Genomic DNA, 19,709 nt, shown 5'->3' with positions numbered 1-19,709 from the left:
CGGCCGGCCGGCCTGGCGGACCGTCTATCCGGTGTCCGGGCCGCTACCGGCCCCGGACACGTGCGGCGGGATTGCGACTACTTGGTTTGGGCCCTGCTGCAGTGCCTGCCCAACTGAGTACAGCTACGTAGAGCGGGCGGAATACTCGCTAGGTAATCGAGTACTACTTACGCATACCGAAAATACGCGTAGTCCCTACCGTTGAGGTATCACCGCTCACACTTTGATTGCGAAGGTCTCTCATATGTTCCAGCAAGACGCCGGCTTGCCTGCGGGCAGCGGCCAGACAGAAATAGTGTTTCCGGCGCAGAGAAACGGTTATGGCCGCAGTAAGGACAGACCCTTCACCCGCCAGGAAGTCGTTGCCGACATTGTCGAGACCCTGACGTCGGGTTCCGGCTGCGGCATCGTACTCGTGGGCGACCACGGGGCTGGCAAGTCCTTTATCGCCCAGCGCGCCCTGGAGCAGCTCGGCGACGATTACCTGGTAGTCCAGGTCAGGGGCAGCTCCATATCCTCCAAGCTTCCCTACGGGGCCCTGAGCGTCCTGCTCAACGACCTCGACGCCTCCCACCTCGAGCACCCGCTGATGGTGCTGCGCGGACTGACCCAGCTGCTTCACAACAAATCCGAAGGCCGGCGAATCGTCCTCTTCGTGGACAACGCGCATGATCTCGACGAGCTCTCCAGCATGATGGTGGCCCAGTTGAGCGCCGGGTCCCATGTCACGTTGCTGGCGGCGTGCGTTGACATGCCCCACATCGGCGGGGACATCATGGGCCTGTGGAAGGATGACCTGCTCCGACGGGTGGACCTCGGACCGTTCGACTTCGCAGAGACGGCAACAACGTTGCACCACGAATACGGCGGCCGGTTCTCCCTGACCGCGGCCCGGGCGCTGTGGAGCGCGAGCGGGGGCAACGCCTTGTTCCTCCATTCCCTGGCCCGGGAGCAGATCAAGCTGGGCACAGTGGTCCGCCAGGACGGTGTATGGTTCCTGGGCAACGGCCCCATCGCCTTGACCGGAGAGATCCGGGACGTCGTGAAGGCACGCCTCAACCGGCTCGGCAACGGCCAGCGCGACGTCTTTGAACTGCTGGCACTCGCCGGGGCAGTCCCGCTGCAGACCCTCATGCTCATCGCCAACCCGCAGGATATGGACGCGCTCCAGGAGCGGGCCCTGATCCGGGTCACCCATGACCATCCGCCGATGGTCAGCATCGCCAATCCGGTGACTGCCGGTATTGTCGCCAACGTGGTCCCGCCCGGGCGCAGCGCCGAACTCCGCCGCCGGCTCACGGCCGTGCTCCAGGAATCAGACACGCTGGACACCGGCGGCTCGGCCGGCGTCGCCTGGGCTCTGGACTGCGGGGAAGAGGTGCCCTCCGAGGTCGCCCTGGCCGCCGCCCGCTCCGCGAACGGTGCATCCGACCACGCCGCCGCCTTGCGCTTTGTCCAGGAGGTCGAAGGTAGCGAACCCGCCGCCCTGATGGCCATCGAAACAGTCAATGCCCACATCTCGGTGAACAACGAGGAGTCCGCACGCCGGGTTCTGGAGGCACTGGATGACGGCGCGTGCGCGGAGCTTCCCCTGACCGAGTGGACCGCCCTGCAGCTGCTGCGCGTGGAACTGGACAAACGCAGCACCGCCCCGGGCGCCGACCCCGAAGCCCGGATACAGGAGTTCGCCGAGCGGCTGGCTGTCGAGCCCGCCGCCCAGAGTTCAGTTGCAGTTGCGGCCCGGGAGCGGTTGCGCCTGGCGGAGGCTGGGCTCGCCGCTTTCCGTGGACGCTACGACGAAGTCCTGGCCATAACCGACGGCGTGGACGCGGGAGACCTGGGCAGCGAACCAAGGATCCTGACCGCCAGCGTGCGCAGCGAGGCCCTGGCGGTCACCGGCAACGTGGTGCGGGCGTTCGCCCTTGGAAAGCAGATCCTGGCGGCCACAGCCAGCGTGCGGCTCACGGACCATGCGGTTCGTGAAATCAGGGGCAGGTTCCTCCTCCTCCTTTTGCTCTCCGGCAAGTTCAGGGAGACGTCCGCCTATCTCGACGAGACGTACAGCGGCGGAGAGCCCCAGACCAGGCTGGGCGGGATGTTTGAGATCGGGCACGGCGTCATGGACCTGCATGCCGGACACCTCGACGACGCCTTGTCCCGGCTCCAGGCAGGCCGCTGGCAGCTCCGGGCGCAGGACCCCGACGCTTTGGGAGGCCTGGCCGCGGCCGTGTGTGCCTATGCCGCCGCCCTCCAGGGCGAAGAGGAAATGGCCGGCCTGCTGCTGGACGATCTTGCCCAGGCCCGGCCACCCGCGGCGTGGCTGGTGGAACGGCTCACACGCTATTTCGAACTGTCAGCCCAGGCCGAGCTCGGTCAGAGGGCAATGTCCATCCGCGCGCTCTCGGCCGAAGCGGGCAACGACGCCGAAACGTCGGCACTGGCCCCCGCGCTCCTGTTCCAGTCCGCCGCCGCTCGGCTGGGGGACCGCCAGGCGGGCCAGAAGCTCGGCAGCCTGAGCGGGAGGGTGACCGGACAATTCGCGGCCCTGTGCTCGCGGCTGGCCGAAGGCATGCGGGAGGCTGACAGCGAACAGTTGCTGGCAGCATCCAAGGAAGCTGAGGCATGCGGCAACACCGTGTTCGCCAGGGACGCGGTGCGGAAAGCCGTCGGCTGCGCCAACGACGCCGGCAACCGCATCGCGCTGCGGATCGCCCAGCGGGCGCAGCAGTCCCTCGATGACAAGTTCGGCAGTCCAAAGAACGGGCTGCGGTCGCTCACAACCTCAACCCTGACGGCGAGGGAATGTGAAGTGGCGGTCCGCGCCGCTGCCGGTACGTCCAACCGCAAGATCGCGGAACAGATGCACGTATCCGTCCGCACTGTGGAAGGACACCTCTATCAGGTGTATTCGAAGCTGCACGTCGCCAGCCGATCGGAACTCAAAGATGTCATCTCGACTCCGGCAGACAGCGCCAGGCTCGGCTGAGCCCGGCGGACTGCAGGCGGCAACCCGGACGGCTATTCAAGACGGGCAGAAACTGGCAGGAAGAACCGGCGATGGAAAGCCTGGCTGAGACCTCGGCACTGATCGAGCGCTCGGCGCTGGTCAAGGACCTGGTGCGTTGCCTGCGTGACGACACCCGATCAGGTGCGCTCATCATCGGCGGCGCGGGCGCGGGCAAGACCGCCGTCCTCAAAGCCGCCATCCGCGAACTCGAGCCGCACCGCCACCTGATTCGGCTGACCGCAACCCCGGCCCTGGCCAGCGTTCCCTTCGGTGCCTTGGCGCCGTACTTGTCCCGGCTTCCAGACCGGGAACTCGACTCCTACGCAGCCGTCGTGGAAGCGATGGCGCGCAGCCTGAAATCCGAGGCGGACCGCCCTCTGTTTGTGGTCGACGACGCGCACTGCCTCGACCATGGGACCGTCCGGCAGTTGGCGCAGGCGGCGGCGACCGGCGCCGCGGGAATCCTCGTGGCCTGCCGTCCCGGGCCGATGATTCCGGAAGAGTTCCTCGCGCTCTGGGACGACGGGATTATCGCCAAGTTCGACCTTTACCCGCTGAGCCGGACCGGAACCCACCAGTTGTGTGAGCAAGTCCTGCGGGCCGACGTCTCTCCGTGGGTCAGTGCGTTGTTCCATAAGGCGGCCGACGGCAACCCGCTCATGCTGATGTCCCTGATCCAGCATGCCCGTGCCAGCGGTGCCTTGGGCCTCCGGCACGGAGTCTGGTTCCTGCTGGCCAACCCCGACATGGCCCAGGTTCCGGCCGCCGATGTTGTGGACCGGCAGCTGCGCTCCATGACACCGGAGGAAAAGACCGCCGCCACGATCGTTGCCATGGCCGGACCGCTGTCCCTGTCCCAGATTCTGCGGATCAGTGGTCCCAAGGCCGTCGATGCCCTGGACACCGCGGGCATCATTGCCGTCTCCACGGGACATGACCGGCTGGTACGGCCCGCCAGCCCGATCCTTGGCGAGATTATCCGCCAGCGGATCCCGGCCGGCCGCAGTTCGGCCCTGCGTTCGAGCGTGTTGTCGCTTCCGTCGGTGCGGGCCGCGGCGCCGGGAGCGGCCCTCAACCGGCTGCGCTGGTCCATGGACTGCGGAGTAGAGATCCCTCCGATCCAGCTCCTGCAGGCCGCTGTCGCCGCGAACACGGACTTGGACCCTGCGACCGCGGCCCGGATGGCTGGCGCCATACGGGACGCCCGGTTCCTCCCCGAGGCCCGGATCCAGTTGGCCTATTCGCACTTCATCGCGGGGCACACCGAGGCGGCTGTGGCGTGTCTGGAGTCCGCACAGCCGGTGCCCTCCGGACGGCCCTCTTACCTGGCTGCCCTCCTCGCAGCCCGGCTCGGGTCCGCAACGACGGCCCGGCAACAGCATGCCGACGCCGGGACGCACCACCCGGCCTTTGAACTGCCCATGGAAGCAGGGCTCCTGGAATCGCGGGCCCGGGATTCGCTGTCTGCGGATTTCGCAACGTGCACCGACCTTTCCGGACGAGCCCCGGCGGGACGGCCGTCGGACGTGACAGCCGCCGGGGGACTGACCACAGAGCTTCTGAGCCACTCGTGGGACGGCAAGTTCATGGCAGTGGGAACCGTGCTGCGCGAACTCATCGCCGCGGCAGGCGCCTATCCCGAAATCCGGGTCCCGGCAGTTTCCCTCCTCGCCGAACTCTTGACCGCCCAAGGTCAACTCCGCGCAGGGCTGCGTTTGGACGGCGAGGCATGGGGCGGCGCCCGGACCGCAAGCCTGGAACTTCCCTTGGTCTACGAGGACCTAGTGGTGCGCCACTGCCTGAATCTGATCTGGGCCGGCGACTGGGACCGGCTCGGAAATGTCCTGGACGATTACGCGGCACATGAGCCTGGGCGGCTGCTGTACAGCGGCGGCATGCTGCACCTCATGCGGGGATACTCGCGGTTGCGCCAGGGCAGGATGCGTGAAAGCCTGGCCGAACTTCGGCTGAGTGTGGAAGAACTAACAATCGCCGACCCGTTAGGTCTGTTGCCGTTTGCGCGGGCCGTCGCGGCCTATGCCGCAGGCGCCGTCGGACGCCACCATGAGGCCAGCCAGCATGTGCTCGCCTACCGGCTCTCGGTGTACCGGGAGCCGAAAACCCTTCACCTGCTGGCTGAGGCGTACTGCCGGGCGGCTGAACCCGGAGAAGGGCCCGGAGGGAGCGGCGCCGGGGCTTTGGCGCGGCTGGCGGACGAGGCCCTGCACGAGAGCCTGCGGGGCGTTGAAACCGATATCAGGCGGCTCGCGCTCCGCGGCGGTGACACCTCGGGCGCCGAGGCCCTAGCCCTCAGCAGCGGCGCAGTCGACGGCCCGGAGGCCAGGCTGGTGGAGTCCTATGCGCGGGCGGTGTCGGCGTCTGATGCGTCCGACCTCATTGGCATCAGCGACGACGCGCTCAATGCGGGGCACGGACTCCTTGCCCTTGAGGCCGCCCAGCAGGCCGAGCGGATCCTGGCGGACGACCCGGAGCGGTGGCGGCTTACGGCGGTCCAGCGCCGGGTCCATCACCGCCTGGTGGAGGCCGGAATGTTGTCGCGATTGGAGGTCGTCCGCAGCGATCACGGCGCCCCGTTGACGGCCCGTGAGACCGAAGTCCTGGAACGGGTGTCGGGCGGGGCCACGAACGCCGAGATCGCCACCGCGCTCTGTGTGTCACTTCGGACCGTGGAGGGGCACTTGTCCCGGATCTTCGCCAAGCTCGGCGTGGGGCGGCGGGCGGACCTCCTGGGCTACGGCTCCCTGAACCCCGAGCCCTGAACCTGGCACCTGAACCCTGGTACCTGAAGCCCGGCGCCCTGCCCTCCTGACCGCCGGCCGCGGTGGCGGCCTGCGTACAGCCCGGGTGGCGCGGGGGACCGGCGGGAGTATCCCCAAGTAGTGCCGTCGCAAGTGGGCCGACAGAAGTCGGGTAAACGCTACTCGTGTGCAGAGTCGGTTCGGGCGATTGACTTAAGCCAGTCCCACGAACAACTCACAAAGGTCTCAAAATGAGGAACTTCAGGGCGGTAATCGACCGCGGGTATGTCCTGCAGGGAAGTTTGGTCTTGCAAACCATCTTGCTTGCTGAAGCAGCCACTGCCACCATTAGAGGTGGTCGTGTCGTAACCTCCCTACACCGAACTCCTTCATTGGAATCGTATGGTGCCGTAACTGGCAGCCGTACGCCAAGGTCGGAGCCGGCGGCGTCAGAGCCTTCTGAGACCGAGGCTCTCCCCCCAGCCGCCGCCGGCTCCCTTAACCGGTCTATTCCCGGGTCCGCGCCGATGAGAAGCGCGGACCCGGCATGAGCGCCGTCGACGAGCGCCGCAGGGGGTATCGGGCGCGGCGAAGCCGTTTGACCGGCAGGACCGCGCCGGTGCTGGCCTCGAGCGCCGGTTCGCTCGGCCAGCCGTGGCCCGCCGCCCCGGCCGTGGGCCACGATGTTCCGGCCACCGCAGTTGTCGATTCCGGCAAGTCCTGGGCCAAGCGCTACCGTCGCTGGCTCCGGCTCACGGACGCCGCCATTGTGGCGATCGCTGTCGCAGCCGCATATGCCGTCCAACTCGAAGCAGGCGAGCCCACCCTGACCCAGGGCGGGGCGGGCGGTTCGTACCTGGCCGTGAGCGTTGCCATCCTCCTGGTCTGGGTCTTGGCGCTCGAAGTGCACCGCACCCGCGAAGAGACGGTCCTGGGAATCGGCTCCGAGGAATACAAACGGGTCCTGGACGCGACCCTGGGCGTCTTCGGCGGGATCGCGATCACGGTCATCCTCCTGGGCATCGATGTGGTCCGCGGCCACTTTGCCCTCGCGCTTCCGGCCGGTGCCCTGCTGCTGCTGTTCAATCGCTGGCAATGGCGGGCCTGGCTGAACCGGCAGAGGCTCTTTGGCCACTACCTTTCCAAGGTGATCGTCGTGGGGGAACCCGCGGACGTCGAGTACGTGATCCGGCAGTTCGGCAAAGTGTCCGGGGCCGCCTACGAAGTCGTGGGGGCCGCTTTGCCGGCCGGCTACACCGAAAGCCACCTGCAAATCTCCGCCGAGCGGGTCCCGGTCCTGTGCGACGTCGACTCGGTTGCGGGGAAGGTCGCCGAAACAGGGGCGAACGCCGTCGTGGTGGCCGGGCCGCTCCGGGGCGGCACCCGGTCCATCCGGCAGCTGGGATGGGCCCTGGAGGGCACCCGGGCCGGCCTGGTCCTGGCCTCGAGCCTGACCGACGTCGCCGGGCCCCGGATCCACTGGCGGCCCGTCGAGGGCCTGCCCCTCATGCACGTGGAACTGCCGCGGTTCACCGGCTACAAGCACACGCTCAAGCGCCTCGTTGACATCGTGGCTTCCGCCGCGGCCCTACTGGTCCTCTCACCCCTGCTTTGCGCCCTGGCCTGGATCATCGTCCGCGACAGCAAGGGGCCGGTGTTCTTCCGCCAGGAACGGGTTGGACTCAACGGCGAGCGGTTCAAGATGGTCAAATTCCGCTCCATGGTCACCACCGCGGAACAAGACCTGGCGGCGCTGCTGGACCTCAACGAGGGGGCGGGGTTGCTCTTCAAGCTCAAGCACGATCCCCGGATCACCCCCTGCGGACGCTGGCTCAGGAAGTACTCGCTGGACGAGCTGCCGCAGTTCTGGAACGTCCTGAAGGGCGACATGAGCCTGGTGGGGCCGCGGCCCCAGCTGCCCGGTGAAGTCGCGGGCTACGAGGGCGATGTGAGCCGGCGGCTCCTGATCAAGCCGGGCATCACGGGGCTGTGGCAAATCAACGGCCGGTCCAACTTGGGCTGGGACGAGAGCGTCCGTTGGGACCTCTACTACGTGGAGAACTGGTCGCTGACCGGCGACATCATGATCCTGTGGCGAACGCTCAGAGTCATTCTCCACCCGGTAGGGGCCTACTAAACGCACACAATCGCCGGTACTGGGCCGGCGCCAAACGGGAAGGCAGCAAAAACACGATGGGACTTAGAATTGGATATGCCCCGGGAGCTTTTGATCTCTTCCACATCGGGCATCTGAACATCCTCAAGCACGCCAGGAGCCAATGCGACTACCTGATCGCTGGGGTAGTGGCCGACGAAATCCTCGAAGAGGTCAAGGGCAGGTTGCCGTTGGTCCCCCTCGCCGAGAGGATGGAAATCGTCGGCAGCATCGGCTACGTGGACAAGGTCTTCGCAGAAGTCGTCCCGGACAAGCTTCAGGTCTGGGAAGACCTGCGTTTCAATGTTTTCTTCAAGGGCGCCGACTGGAAGGGCACGCCGCAAGGCGACCGGCTGCAGGCGGCCTTTGGCGCCGTCGGCGTCGAGGTCATCTACTTCCCGTACACCGTCCACACCTCCAGTTCGGCCCTGCGCACGGCCCTGGAACTAATCAACCAGTCCGCCTCGCCGTCGCACCTCAGGCAAGGAGCCAGGCTGTGAGCGGCCTGCACGTCGCCATGGTGGGGACGCGTGGCGTCCCGGCCCGCTACGGCGGCTTTGAAACCGCGATCGAGGAAATCGGCCAGCGCCTGGTGCAACGCGGCCACCGCATCACCGTCTACTGCCGCGACGCCGGGGACGGCACGGACAAGCTCTCCGAGCACCTGGGCATGGAACTGGTCCACCTCCCGGCGATGCGCAAACGGTCCCTGGAGACGCTGAGCCATACCGGTCTCTCGGTCGCCCACCTGCTCCGACACCGGCCGGACGCGGCAATCCTCTTCAACGCCGCCAACGCGCCATACCTGCCGGCCTTCCGGGCGGCGGGCATTCCGGTGGCCACCCACGTCGACGGGCTGGAGTGGAAACGCGCCAAGTGGGGCAAAGGCGGCCAGAACTACTACCGGGGCGTGGAACGGCTCGCCGTCAAGCTCTCGGACGCGCTGATCGCCGATGCCGTCGGGATCCAGGCCTACTACCGGCAAAAATTCGACGCCGACACTGTCTACCTCGCGTACGGCGCACCGCTGCTGGCCGAAGGCAACGCGGACAAGCTCGGGCAGCTGGACCTCGCGCCGCAGGGCTACCACCTGGTGGTGGCCCGCTTCGAGCCGGAGAACCACGTCCACATGATTGTGGACGGGTTCGTCCGGAGCGGGTCGCGGCTGCCGCTAATCGTCGTGGGTTCGGCCCCGTACTCGAACCGCTACACAAACGCCGTCCACGCCCTCGCCGACGCCCGGGTCCGCTTCGTCGGCGGGATCTGGGACCAGGATCTGCTCGACCAGCTGTACGCCAACGCACTCGTGTACTGGCACGGCCACTCGGTTGGCGGAACAAACCCCTCGCTCCTGCGGGCCATCGGCTCCGGAACGGCGACCAACGCGTTCGACGTCAGCTTCAACCGTGAAGTCTTGGAACACTCCGGCCGGTATTTTTCGGACCCGCAGGATGTCGCCGGCCTAGTCGCGGACGCCGAGGGTCCCGACTCCAATGTGGCCGCGCGGGGAGAGCAAGCCCGGCTGATCGCGCACCGCTACAACTGGGACCTCGTTACCGACGGCTATGAGGAGCTCTGCCACGACCTCGCCCGCCTGCGCGTGCCTTCGGCCCGCGGCGCCTACCGGCGGCCGTCGGCCTTGCCCCCGGCCTCGGCCCAGCAGAGCCTGGGAGCCGGACAATGACCGCCGTCGATCCGCACGGCGAACGTGCCGCCGCAGGCTATTGGGACACCGTGAGGGCCCTGGCAGCAGGCCAGAAAGCCGCCGCGCGCAGCGCACCGGCGTATTCGCGCTACATCAACCGCCGGCTGGGACGGCTCCTGGCTGCGGCCGCTATGCGGGCAGGGCTGAGCCCGAACGCGGTGACCGCCGTCAGTGCGGCGTTTACCTTCGCCGGGATCGCGCTGCTGATAATCTTCCCGCCCTCCGGTGCGCTGGGCATCGCGGTGGCGCTGTGCCTTGTGGCAGGCTACGCCTGTGATTCGGCCGACGGCCAGGTGGCCAGGATGTGGGGCGGCGGTTCGCCCGCGGGGGAGTGGCTGGACCACATGGTCGACGCCGTCAAGACCTCCACGATGCCGCTGGGGCTCGCCGTCGGACTCTACCGCTTTGGCGCCGTGGACCGGTGGTGGCTCCTGGTACCCCTGGGCGCGGCGATCGTGTCCGCGGTCCTGTTCTTCGGCATGATCCTGACCGAACAACTCCGGCGCCAGAGCGGACGGGTATCCGTGGCGGACCCCGGCGGCCGGTCCTGGATCCGTTCGCTGCTGGTGGTCCCGATGGACTACGGCGTCCTCTGCCTGTCCTTCCTCAGCTACGGCGTTCTGCCGGTGTTCCTCACCGTCTACACGCTGATCTTCGCTGCCACTGCCGGGTTCCTGGTCTTGGCGTCAGTGAAGTGGTTCCGTGAACTCTCGGCCTCCCAGCCGCTAACCCGTCCGGCCGAACAGCCCGTCACGCAGGGAGGCCCGCGATGACCATGCAGCCCAACACCCCCGCGGACAAGCGCCGGAAGCCCAGTCACCGCACCCGCCTGGTGGCGACGTCGCTCGGAGTCTCCGCGCTCCTGGCTGTTGGCGGCGTCGCATGGGCTTCGGGGCTTAACCACACCGCCGGGAACGCTCAGGAAGCCCAGCCGGACAGCACGGCCGGCGCCTCCGCCCAGCCTGGCACCCCCAGCCCTGACCCGGCCAGCCCCAATGCCGCCCAGACGGGCTCCGGGACGCCGGACCCGGGTGCCAGCTCCGCAACGCTGGACCCGGCCGCCACCGGCGCACGGTCGGCGGCGAAACCGTCCGGGCTGCCGGAGGTCAACCCGGCCCCCGTTGACCGCAAGGGCAAGTCCGACCAGGAGCTCGCGGCGATCGCGCAGCCCACCGCCGCCCCGGTGGAGCTGACTGCCAAGAAGGCCGTCAAAGGTGGCGTGTCGGCGACCATCACGGACATGACGGCGGTCCAGGGCGTGGCAACCGGCATCGGTGAAGTGGCCGGACCCGCTGTGCGGTTCAAGGTCAGCGTGGTCAACACTACCGCGGCGCCGCTCGGGCTTGATCGGGCGCTCGTGGACGTCAGCTACGGCAAGGACGATGCCCCGGCGAGCCAGCTCAGCGGGCCGGACCCGGTGGCCTTCCCGGCCAGCGTCGCGCCCGGTGCCACCGGCGTCGGGGTGTTCATCTTCGCCGTGCCGCTCGACGCACGGGACACCGTGAAGATCCACTTCAACCTGGAAGCCGAGACGCCCATTGCGACGTTCGCCGGCCGTGCCCCGGCCGGGAACAAACCATGACGCCGGCATCGGGCCGGCGCCCGGTCTCCGCTCCCCGCCGCGCGGTCCGGCGGGCGCGCAAGCTGGGCAAACGGCTGCGGGCCACCTGTGCTGTGGCGTACCTGCGGGTCCGCAACCTGGCGGCCCGCGGGCCCGTCACCGGATCCGCCGGCGTCGTGGTGTCCCTGACCACCCACGGCGACCGGATCGGCACGGTGTCGATCGGGATCGAATCGATAGCCCGCGGCACGTTGCGGCCGCAACGGCTCGTGCTGTGGCTTGATACGCCCGACGACGTCGCGGCGTGCCCGGCGTCGCTGCGGCGCCTCGAACGCCGCGGCCTGGAAATCAGGGCCGCATCCGATGACGGCCCGTCCACCTACGGACAGCGGAACTACGGACCGCACACCAAGTACTACCCCTACGTCATGTCCACGCCACGGCACACCGTGCCGCTCGTGACGGCCGACGACGACATTGTCTACCCGCCCAAATGGCTGGCTCTGCTGGTGGACGCCGGCGAGCGCCACCCCGGCGCCGTGAGCGCGCACTGGGTCAGCATCATGGGGGTCGAGGAAGACCAGGTGGCCGGCTACGCGAGCTGGGCGAGAGCCCGTGACAGCGCCGTACGGCCGGCGAACTTCGCCACCGGTGTATCCGGCGTCATCTACCCTCCGGCGATGCTCGAGGAGCTGCGGCTGCGCGGGGAAGGCTTCCTGGACTCGTGCCCGCGGGCGGATGATATCTGGCTGAAGTGGGTGGCCCTGCGCGCCGGTATTCCGGTGCGCCAGATCGGACCGGTGCCCCGGCACTTCCCGATCATCCCTGGCAGCCAAGCCCAGAGCCTCATGAGTACGAACGTGGGAGATAACCAAAACGATCACTGCATTCGAGGCCTCTTTTCGGCCGAGGATGTGGCCTTGCTGGGTGCCAGCGCGGCCAGTCATCAACTGAACTAAGGGGACAAAAATGCTCAGGAACGCAACGCTGGGGAGCGCTCGGGGGAGAGGGCCGCGGCCGCCCGCCGGCCGGGCACCGACGACGGCACCGGCTACAACTATGCCCGCCCACACCACTGCCTGCACCACTGTACTGAAGGGCGCGCGAAAGCTGCTGGCGCTGCTGCTGGCCGCCGCCGTCGCACTGTCCCTGGGGCTGGTCGGCAGCCAGCCCGCCGCGGCGGATACCGCCCCCGCGGATCCCGCCAGCCCGGCCACCCCGGTGACCGTCTCCGCCGACGGCCTGCCCACGGCCCAGATCAACGGCGTCGCCTGGGCTCAGGCGATCATCGGCAACACGGTGTTCGTCGGCGGCAATTTCACCGAGGCACGGCCGGCCGGCGCCACCGCAGGCACCGGAACCGTCACCCGGAACAACATCCTGGCCTACAACCTCACCACCGGTGAACTGCTGGCCACCTTCACGCCGAGCTTCAACGGCGAGGTGACGGCGCTGGCAGCGTCCCCCGACGGATCCCGCCTGTACGTCGGCGGCGCGTTTACCAGCTACAACGGCTCCACCGTGTGGCGGGCCGTAGCCTTGAACCCCACCACCGGGGCCCTCATCACCAGCTTCCTGCCCCGCATGTCCGCGTCGGTCCGCTCGATCGTGGCAACTTCCACCACAGTGTACCTCGGCGGCCTGTTCAACGCCGTCGGCTCCGTCACCCGTGACAAGCTCGCCGCGGTGAGCGCCTCCAACGCCGCGCTCCTGCCCTGGAACCCGGTCGCCCTGGGCGGCCGGGTCAACGCCCTGGCGCTGTCCCCGGACGGCGCCAGCATGGTGGTGGGCGGTGCCTTCACGTCCATCAACGGCTCCAGCAACCCCGGCTACGGCGTGGCCAAGGTGGACACGTCCCTTGGCGCCCTGCAGCCCTTCCAGATGAACAGCATCGCCCGCAACGGCGGCACCACCGGCGCCATCACCACGCTTGCCACCGACGGCGTCAACGTCTACGGCGCCGGCTACACCTTTGGCCGCAGCAGCACGCTGGAGGGAATGTTCTCCGTCAAATGGGCGGACGACTCCACCACCTGGCTCGAGGACTGCCACGGCGACACGTATTCGATCCAGCCCCTGGGGGATGCGATCTACCTCGCCGGCCACGCGCACTTCTGCGGTAACATCGGAGCCTTCCCGCAGGCCGAACCCTGGCAGTTCAACCGCGGCATCGCCTTCAGCAAGGCGGCCACGGGCACGGTGACCGCCGAAAATCACGGCTACACTAACTTCGCCGGGACCCCGGCCCCGTCGCTGCTGAACTGGTTCCCGATCCTGGACGCCGGCACCTTCACGGGCCAGGACCAGGGCGCTTGGACGGTGGCCGGCAACGCCGACTACATCGTGATGGCCGGCGAATTCACCACCATCAACAACCAGCCCCAGCAGGGACTGACCCGGTTCCCGCGCACCGGCCTCTCGCCGAACCTGCGCGGGCCACGGCTGAGCGGCGTGAACTTCAACCCGACACTCTCCAGCCCGGCCGCCGGTACGGTGCGGGTCCGTTGGCAGGCCAACTGGGACCAGGACAACGAGAACCTCACCTATGAGGTGCGCCGCAACGGCGCCGTCATCTCCACCGTCAGCCAGGCCTCCACCTTCTGGAGGCGGACCGGCCTGACGTTCCTGGACACCGGCCTGACCGCCGGGCAGAGCTACGGTTACCGCATCTTCGCCCGGGATGCCTTCGGCAACGAGGCCCGCAGCGAGACCGTCACCATCACGGTTCCGGGCTCGGTCACAGCACCGGGGAGCTACGCACAGCAGGTGCTGGCCGACAAGCCCGGCAACTACTGGCGCCTCGGCGAAACCGGCGGGGCCACCGGCGTGGACCTCGCGGGCAAGGACGACCTGATCATCCGGCCCGGCGTCAGCTTCGGTGCCGCCGGCGCGGTCACGGGAGACTCGGACACCGCCGCCACCTTCAACGCGACCACCGATTCCGTGGCCAGCAGCCCGACGCTCTCTATCAGGCCGCAGGTGTTCAGCACCGAGGCCTGGTTCCGGACCGGCACCAAGCAGGGTGGCGAGATCATCGGCTACGGCAATTCGCAGACGGGCGTGTCGGCGGACTTCGACCGCAATGTGTACATGGACAACACCGGGCGGCTTTTCTTCGGAGTCCGCCCGACCGGCGGCAGCGGAACCGGTGCCCGGTTCACCGTCAACACCACCAAAACGTTCAACGACAACCAGTGGCACCACGTTGTGGCTACCCTTGGTCCTAACGGGATGCAACTGTTCCTCGACGGCGTCCTGGCGGCCAATCGCACCGACACCACATCCGCGTGGCCGATCGACGGTTTCTGGCGCATCGGCGGCGACAACCTGACCAGCTGGCCCAGCCGACCTACGAGCCGCTACCTGAACGGCCAGATTGACGACGTCGCCATCTACCCATCGGTCCTCCCGCTGTCCCGGGTGCAGGCGCACTTCGTGGCCTCGGGCCGCACCGTCAACGCCCCTCCCGCGCCTCCGGTTGCCGCGTTCACGTCAACGGCCGGGGGACTCACGGCATCGGTGGACGGTATCACGTCCTCCGACGCCAACGGACCCATCGCCGCTTACGCCTGGGACTTCGGCGACGGCGGCACCGGCACCGGCGTCACGGCGCAGCACACGTATGCGGCAGGCGGCACCTACACAGTCCGGCTGACGGTGACGGACAACACCGGAAACACCGCAGACGTCGTCCATTCCGTGACCGTGGTGGCCCCGCCGGCAAACGTGGCACCGACGGCGGCGTTCACCCCGGCCGCCAGCAACCTTGCCGTGTCCTTCAGCGGCTCCGGGTCCTCGGATTCGGACGGGACCATCGCCGGCTACGCCTGGGACTTCGGTGACGCAAGCACCGGGACCGGGCCGACGGCGTCGCACACGTACGCCACCGGCGGGAGCTACACCGTGACCCTGACGGTGACCGACGACGACGGCGCCACCGGCACCGTGAGCCAAGCGGTCACCGTCACGGCCCCGGCGTCCGACACTGTGGTCGCCGCGGATACTTTCGGGCGCACCGTCACAGGAGGGTTCGGGACGGCGGAAACCGGGGGAGCCTGGACGCTATCGGGAGGCAACACCAACTTCGCCGTGAACAACGGTTCCGGTGCCGTGACCCTTGGGGCCGCCGGAGCCAGCCGGAGCGGGTTCCTGAACGCGGTGTCCACCGCAGCCTTCGACGGAACTGTCATGGTCTCCGCGGACAAGATCGCCGACGGCGGCGGCATGTTCGCCTCGCTGCTGGGCCGGCGGGCGAACAACAACGACTACCGGGCCAAGATCAAGGTCGGAAGCAACGGCGCCGTGTCCCTGTACCTCACGCGTGTCATCAACAACGCCGAGACGACGATTGCCGGGCCGCTGGCCATTGCCGGTTTGACCATGGCCGCCAACGATCCCGTGATCATCCGGCTCAGCCTGACCGGCACGGCACCGACGGCGCTCAGCGCGAAGGTCTGGCGGGCATCAGCAGCCGAACCGGCAGCGTGGCAGCTGAACGCGAGCGACTCGACGGCAGGTCTCCAAGTGGCCGGTGGCGCAGGACTGGTCGGCTACCTCTCGGGATCGTCCACAAACTTCCCGGTGGTGTTGCGCTTTGACACCTTCGCCGTGAAGATTCCGTAGGCCTAGGGACCTGGGGGAGGCCATGACGATGCTGAAGACGCTGCAGGGACGGGCGCAGGGCCCCGGCCCGGCTCCGCGACGGCCGCTGCAAAAGGTCGTGGCGGCCCTCGTGGCTTCGGCACTCGCACTCTCCCTGGGGCTGGCGGCCGTGGCCCCGGCGGCGGCGGGGAGCGCCCCGCCGGAGCCGGCCGAACCCGCCAACCCGGCCACGGTGACGGCGGATGGGCTCCCGACTGTCCAGATCGACGGCGTCGTCTGGCAGCACGTGGTGGTCGGCAACACCGTCTACGTGGCCGGGAGCTCCGGCACCGCCCGGCCGGCGGGCTCGTCGGCAGGGACCAACACCGTTGTCCGCCGCAATATCCTGGCCTACAACCTCACCACCGGAGAGCTGCTTCCGTTTGCCCCCGCGTTGAACGCGCAGGCGTCCAGCATCGCCGCATCGCCGGACGGCTCGCGGATCTACGTCGGCGGTGACTTCACCACTGTCAACGGGTTGCTTCGGGCTGGGGCGCGGCGGACACCGGAGGGGCCTGGACGGTCGCTGGCGGTGCGGGCAACTATCCCGTGGGCTCGGGGGTGGGTGCCATGACGCTGGGAGCGGCAGGCGTCCAGCGCCTGGCCTATCTGTCCGGGGTCACAGCCCAGGCCACAGATGTCAGGGTCAAGGCCTCGACGGACAAGGTCGCCAGCGGCGGCGGCATGTTCCTCGGCATCATCGGGCGGCAGGCGGGCCCGGACGAGTACCGGGCCAAACTCAAGATCTCCTCGTCCGGGAGCGCGAGCCTGTACCTGACAAAGCTGGTGGGCGGCACGGAAACCACCCTGCAGATCATCACGGTTCCCGGCCTGACGGTGGCCGCCGGGGACCAGCTCCGGCTGCGGATGACCGTGACCGGCGCCGCGCCGGCTGCTCTCCAGGAGAAGGTCTGGCGGGACGGGGCCACCGAACCGGCAACTTGGCTTCTGACCGCCGGCGATGGCTCAGCCTCCCTCAAGGCACTGGGTCGGTCGGGCTGATGTCGTTTCTGTGGAGCACAGTGGGCAACGCGCCGCTGCAGGCCAAGTTTGACGATTTCGATGTGCGGCTTAACTGAGGACTTAATCGCGGGGCGGCCCGGGCTGAGGAGGGATACCCGTAATCGAAGATGAAGGGATCATGCCATGACATGGCGAACAGAAGCCGAGACCGGAACCGGATCAACAACCACAGCGGAGCCCGGCGCCGGCGGCCCGGGCGCCCTAGGGCGTTCCCGCTCCTCCACACGTCGGCCCGTCCGCCGCGCCGCTGCCCTGGCTGGTGCCGTGGCCGCTGCGCTGGCCCTCTTCGTCGCCTCGGTGCTCGTGTGGGCGCCCGTCGGCGTCACCGATTCCGCTCCGCTTGACCCGAACGACCCGAGGACCCCCGTGACGGTCACGGCGGACAGCCTCCCCACCGCCCAGCACGACGGCGTGGCGTGGCAATCGGCCGTGATCGGCAACACTGTCTATGTGGTCGGCAAGTTCAGCAACGCCCGCCCCTCCGGAGCCGCCCCAGGCACGCAGTTGAGCGCCCGGGCCAACATCCTGGCCTTTGACATCACCACGGGACGGCTCATCACCGGCTTCGCGCCCGTCCTGAATGCCCAGGCGCTCGCCGTCGCGCCGTCGCCGGACGGATCCCGGCTGTATATCGGCGGGGATTTCACGTCCGTCAACGGCGTGCAGCGCTTGCGGGCCGCCGCCCTGGACCCCGTGACAGGAGCCCTGATCGGTTCGTTTGCGCCGAGGATGAACGCCACAGTCCGGGCCATCACGGCATCGGGCGGGGCCGTGTGGATGGGAGGCACCTTCACGGGCGTCGGAACCGCGTCCCGCTCCCGGCTCGCGGCCGTCAGCGCCGCGGACGGTGCGCTGTTGCCGTGGGCGCCGGTGGCCGCGAGCGGCAGGGTCAACGCCCTGGCCCTCTCTCCCGAGGGATCCCGCGTGGTGGTCGGCGGCGCGTTCACCACCCTGAACAGCTCGAACCGACCGGGGTACGGACTCGGCATGGTGGACGCGCTCAACGGCGCCAACCTGCCCCTGCAGGCCAACGACGTGGTCCGCGACGCCGGAACGGATTCGGCAGTGTTGTCGCTGTCCACAGACGGCACAGCCTTCTACGGCACCGGCTACATTTTCGGCACGGGCGGCAACCTGGAGGGAGCTTTCGCGGCCAACTGGTCCGACGGACGGATCAAGTGGGTGGAGGACTGCCACGGCGATTCCTATGGTGCCTTCGCCACTGACACCGCGGTGTATGTCGCCGGGCACCCGCACTACTGCGGCAACCTGGGCGGCTTCCCTGAGGTCACCCCGCGGGTCTGGCACCGTGCGGTCGCCTTCGGCAAGGGCGCCACGGGGACCCTGGTGCGGGATCCGCTCGGCTACCCGTCCTTCACCGGGCAGCCCGCGCCGTCGCTGTTGAACTGGTTCCCGGACATGGACACCGGAACTGCCAGCGGCCAAAGCCAGGGCCCCTGGGCCGTGACCGGCAACGACACGTATGTAGCGATGGTGGGGGAGTTCCGCAACGTCAACCAGCAGCCGCAACAGGGCCTGGCCCGGTTTGCGCGCAGGGATGCGGCGCCGAACCTGCAGGGCCCTCGCGTTACCGGCGCCGCCTTTGTACCGACCCTGTCCAGCCCCGGCGCCAGGCAGGTCCGGGTGCAGTGGCAGGCCAATTGGGACCGCGACAACTCGAACCTGAGTTACTCCGTTTTGCGCGACGGAAACCCCGTCCCTGTGCACACCGTCACCGCGCAGTCCACGTTCTGGCAGCGCCCGGCCCTGGTGTTCGACGACGCCGGACTGACGGCCGGTGCGCACAGCTACAGGATCGCCGTGCGGGATCCGCTGGGCAACACCGTCACTGGAGACAGCCGCAGCATCACCATCGCGGGCTCCACCGGCACGCCGCCGACGGCCGCCTTCACAATCGGCACCACCGGGCTGACGGTGAGCGTCGACGCCTCCGCGTCCTCGGACCTCGACGGCACTATTACGGGCTACTCGTGGGCCTTCGGCGACGGTGGCACCGGCACCGGCGTCACGGCGTCGCACAGCTACGCGGCCGCCGGCACCTACACCGTGACACTGAGCGTGACGGACAACAGCGGGGCCACCGGCACCACCAACCACGATGTGACGGTCAGCTCCGGCGGGGTCCTGGCGCAGGATGCCTTTGGCCGGACGCTGGCCTCAGGCTGGGGAACAGCGGACACCGGCGGAGCATGGTCGCTGAACGGCTCGGCGTCGTTCTTCTCGGTCGGCGGAGGGCAAGGAACCATGAACCTGGCCGCAGGCCGGGGCCCCTCAGCATTCCTGCCGTCGGTCCTGACTGCCGCCAGCAACTCGCTCGTGACGGTGTCGCTGGACAAGATCGGCAACGGCGGAGGCTCCTACCTCGGTGTGGTCGGACGGCGTGTGGGCACGGCCGAATACCGCGGCAAGATCAAGGTGGCGGCCAACGGAGCCACCACCCTCCAGCTGACCCGGCTCGCCGGCGGCGCGGAGACCATGCTCGGGCAATTCATTCCCGGAATCACGCTCGCGGCCGGACAGGAGCTGCAGCTGAGGGTCGAAGTCGCCGGAGCCTCGCCCACCACGCTCCGGGCGAAAACCTGGCGAACGGGAACAGCGGAGCCGGAACCGTGGAGTGTTACGGCCGCCGACTCTGCTGCGGGCCTGCAGGGCGAGGGAGCCGTGGGGCTGCTGTCCTACCTCTCCAGTTCCGCGACCAACGCGCCGGTGCTGGCAGGGTTCGACAACCTCGATGTGCGGCCCATCTGACGGGGCGGTTGGGACGCAAAAGCAGAAATGCCGGGAACAGGCAGCCGCAACCGGGCAAGTCACTGAAAGTTACTCATAGAAAGACGATG

At 68.4% G+C, this 19,709-nt stretch carries 12 protein-coding genes; all 12 read left to right on the top strand.

The features are described from left to right. Positions 1-244 precede the first annotated feature (244 nt). The 12 genes from B5X90_RS07970 (at position 245) to B5X90_RS07915 (ending at position 19,620) form a co-directional block, all read left to right on the top strand. On the top strand, positions 245-2,986 hold the full coding sequence (locus B5X90_RS07970; protein WP_079551681.1) for a helix-turn-helix transcriptional regulator: 2,742 nt from the start codon (positions 245-247) through the stop codon (positions 2,984-2,986). A 71-nt stretch (positions 2,987-3,057) separates the two neighbouring features. Further along, the gene (locus B5X90_RS07965) at positions 3,058-5,787 is read left to right on the top strand and encodes a helix-turn-helix transcriptional regulator (RefSeq protein ID WP_079551679.1); all 2,730 of its coding nucleotides are present in this window, start codon (positions 3,058-3,060) and stop codon (positions 5,785-5,787) included. A gap of 526 nt (positions 5,788-6,313) precedes the next feature. Continuing rightward, positions 6,314-7,903 (top strand): sugar transferase, encoded by a 1,590-nt coding sequence (locus B5X90_RS07960; RefSeq protein WP_079551677.1) that lies wholly within the window; start codon positions 6,314-6,316, stop codon positions 7,901-7,903. A gap of 56 nt (positions 7,904-7,959) precedes the next feature. Continuing rightward, on the top strand, positions 7,960-8,421 hold the full coding sequence (locus B5X90_RS07955) for an adenylyltransferase/cytidyltransferase family protein (protein ID WP_079551675.1): 462 nt from the start codon (positions 7,960-7,962) through the stop codon (positions 8,419-8,421). Positions 8,422-8,426: 5 nt separating this feature from the next. Then, on the top strand, positions 8,427-9,605 hold the full coding sequence (locus tag B5X90_RS07950; protein WP_372702880.1) for a DUF1972 domain-containing protein: 1,179 nt from the start codon (positions 8,427-8,429) through the stop codon (positions 9,603-9,605). Continuing rightward, positions 9,602-10,399, top strand: coding sequence for a CDP-alcohol phosphatidyltransferase family protein (locus tag B5X90_RS07945; protein WP_079551674.1), 798 nt, complete (start codon positions 9,602-9,604; stop codon positions 10,397-10,399). The genes B5X90_RS07950 and B5X90_RS07945 overlap by 4 nt, the downstream gene beginning before the upstream one ends. Beyond that, entirely contained in the window at positions 10,396-11,208 is an 813-nt protein-coding gene (locus B5X90_RS07940; RefSeq protein WP_079551673.1) for a hypothetical protein, read from the top strand. The genes B5X90_RS07945 and B5X90_RS07940 overlap by 4 nt, the downstream gene beginning before the upstream one ends. Next, positions 11,205-12,146, top strand: coding sequence for a hypothetical protein (locus tag B5X90_RS07935; protein WP_079551672.1), 942 nt, complete (start codon positions 11,205-11,207; stop codon positions 12,144-12,146). Before B5X90_RS07940 ends, B5X90_RS07935 begins: the two co-directional genes overlap by 4 nt. 100 nt (positions 12,147-12,246) lie before the next feature. Further along, positions 12,247-15,810, top strand: a complete 3,564-nt coding sequence (locus B5X90_RS07930) for a PKD domain-containing protein (RefSeq protein ID WP_079551669.1) — start codon at positions 12,247-12,249, stop codon at positions 15,808-15,810. A gap of 22 nt (positions 15,811-15,832) precedes the next feature. Next, a complete protein-coding gene (locus tag B5X90_RS07925) occupies positions 15,833-16,402 on the top strand; it encodes a hypothetical protein (protein WP_079551667.1) in 570 nt (189 codons plus the stop codon). Further along, on the top strand, positions 16,399-16,830 hold the full coding sequence (locus tag B5X90_RS07920) for a hypothetical protein (protein WP_143264681.1): 432 nt from the start codon (positions 16,399-16,401) through the stop codon (positions 16,828-16,830). Before B5X90_RS07925 ends, B5X90_RS07920 begins: the two co-directional genes overlap by 4 nt. Before the next feature lie 144 nt (positions 16,831-16,974). Then, entirely contained in the window at positions 16,975-19,620 is a 2,646-nt protein-coding gene (locus B5X90_RS07915) for a PKD domain-containing protein (RefSeq protein WP_079551662.1), read from the top strand. Positions 19,621-19,709 lie beyond the last annotated feature (89 nt).

Origin of the sequence: Arthrobacter sp. 49Tsu3.1M3, from assembly GCF_900168135.1 — a bacterium.
Lineage (GTDB): Bacteria > Actinomycetota > Actinomycetes > Actinomycetales > Micrococcaceae > Arthrobacter.
Note: the sequence above shows the minus strand (reverse complement) of the source record. Positions and strands in the feature narration are given on the sequence as shown.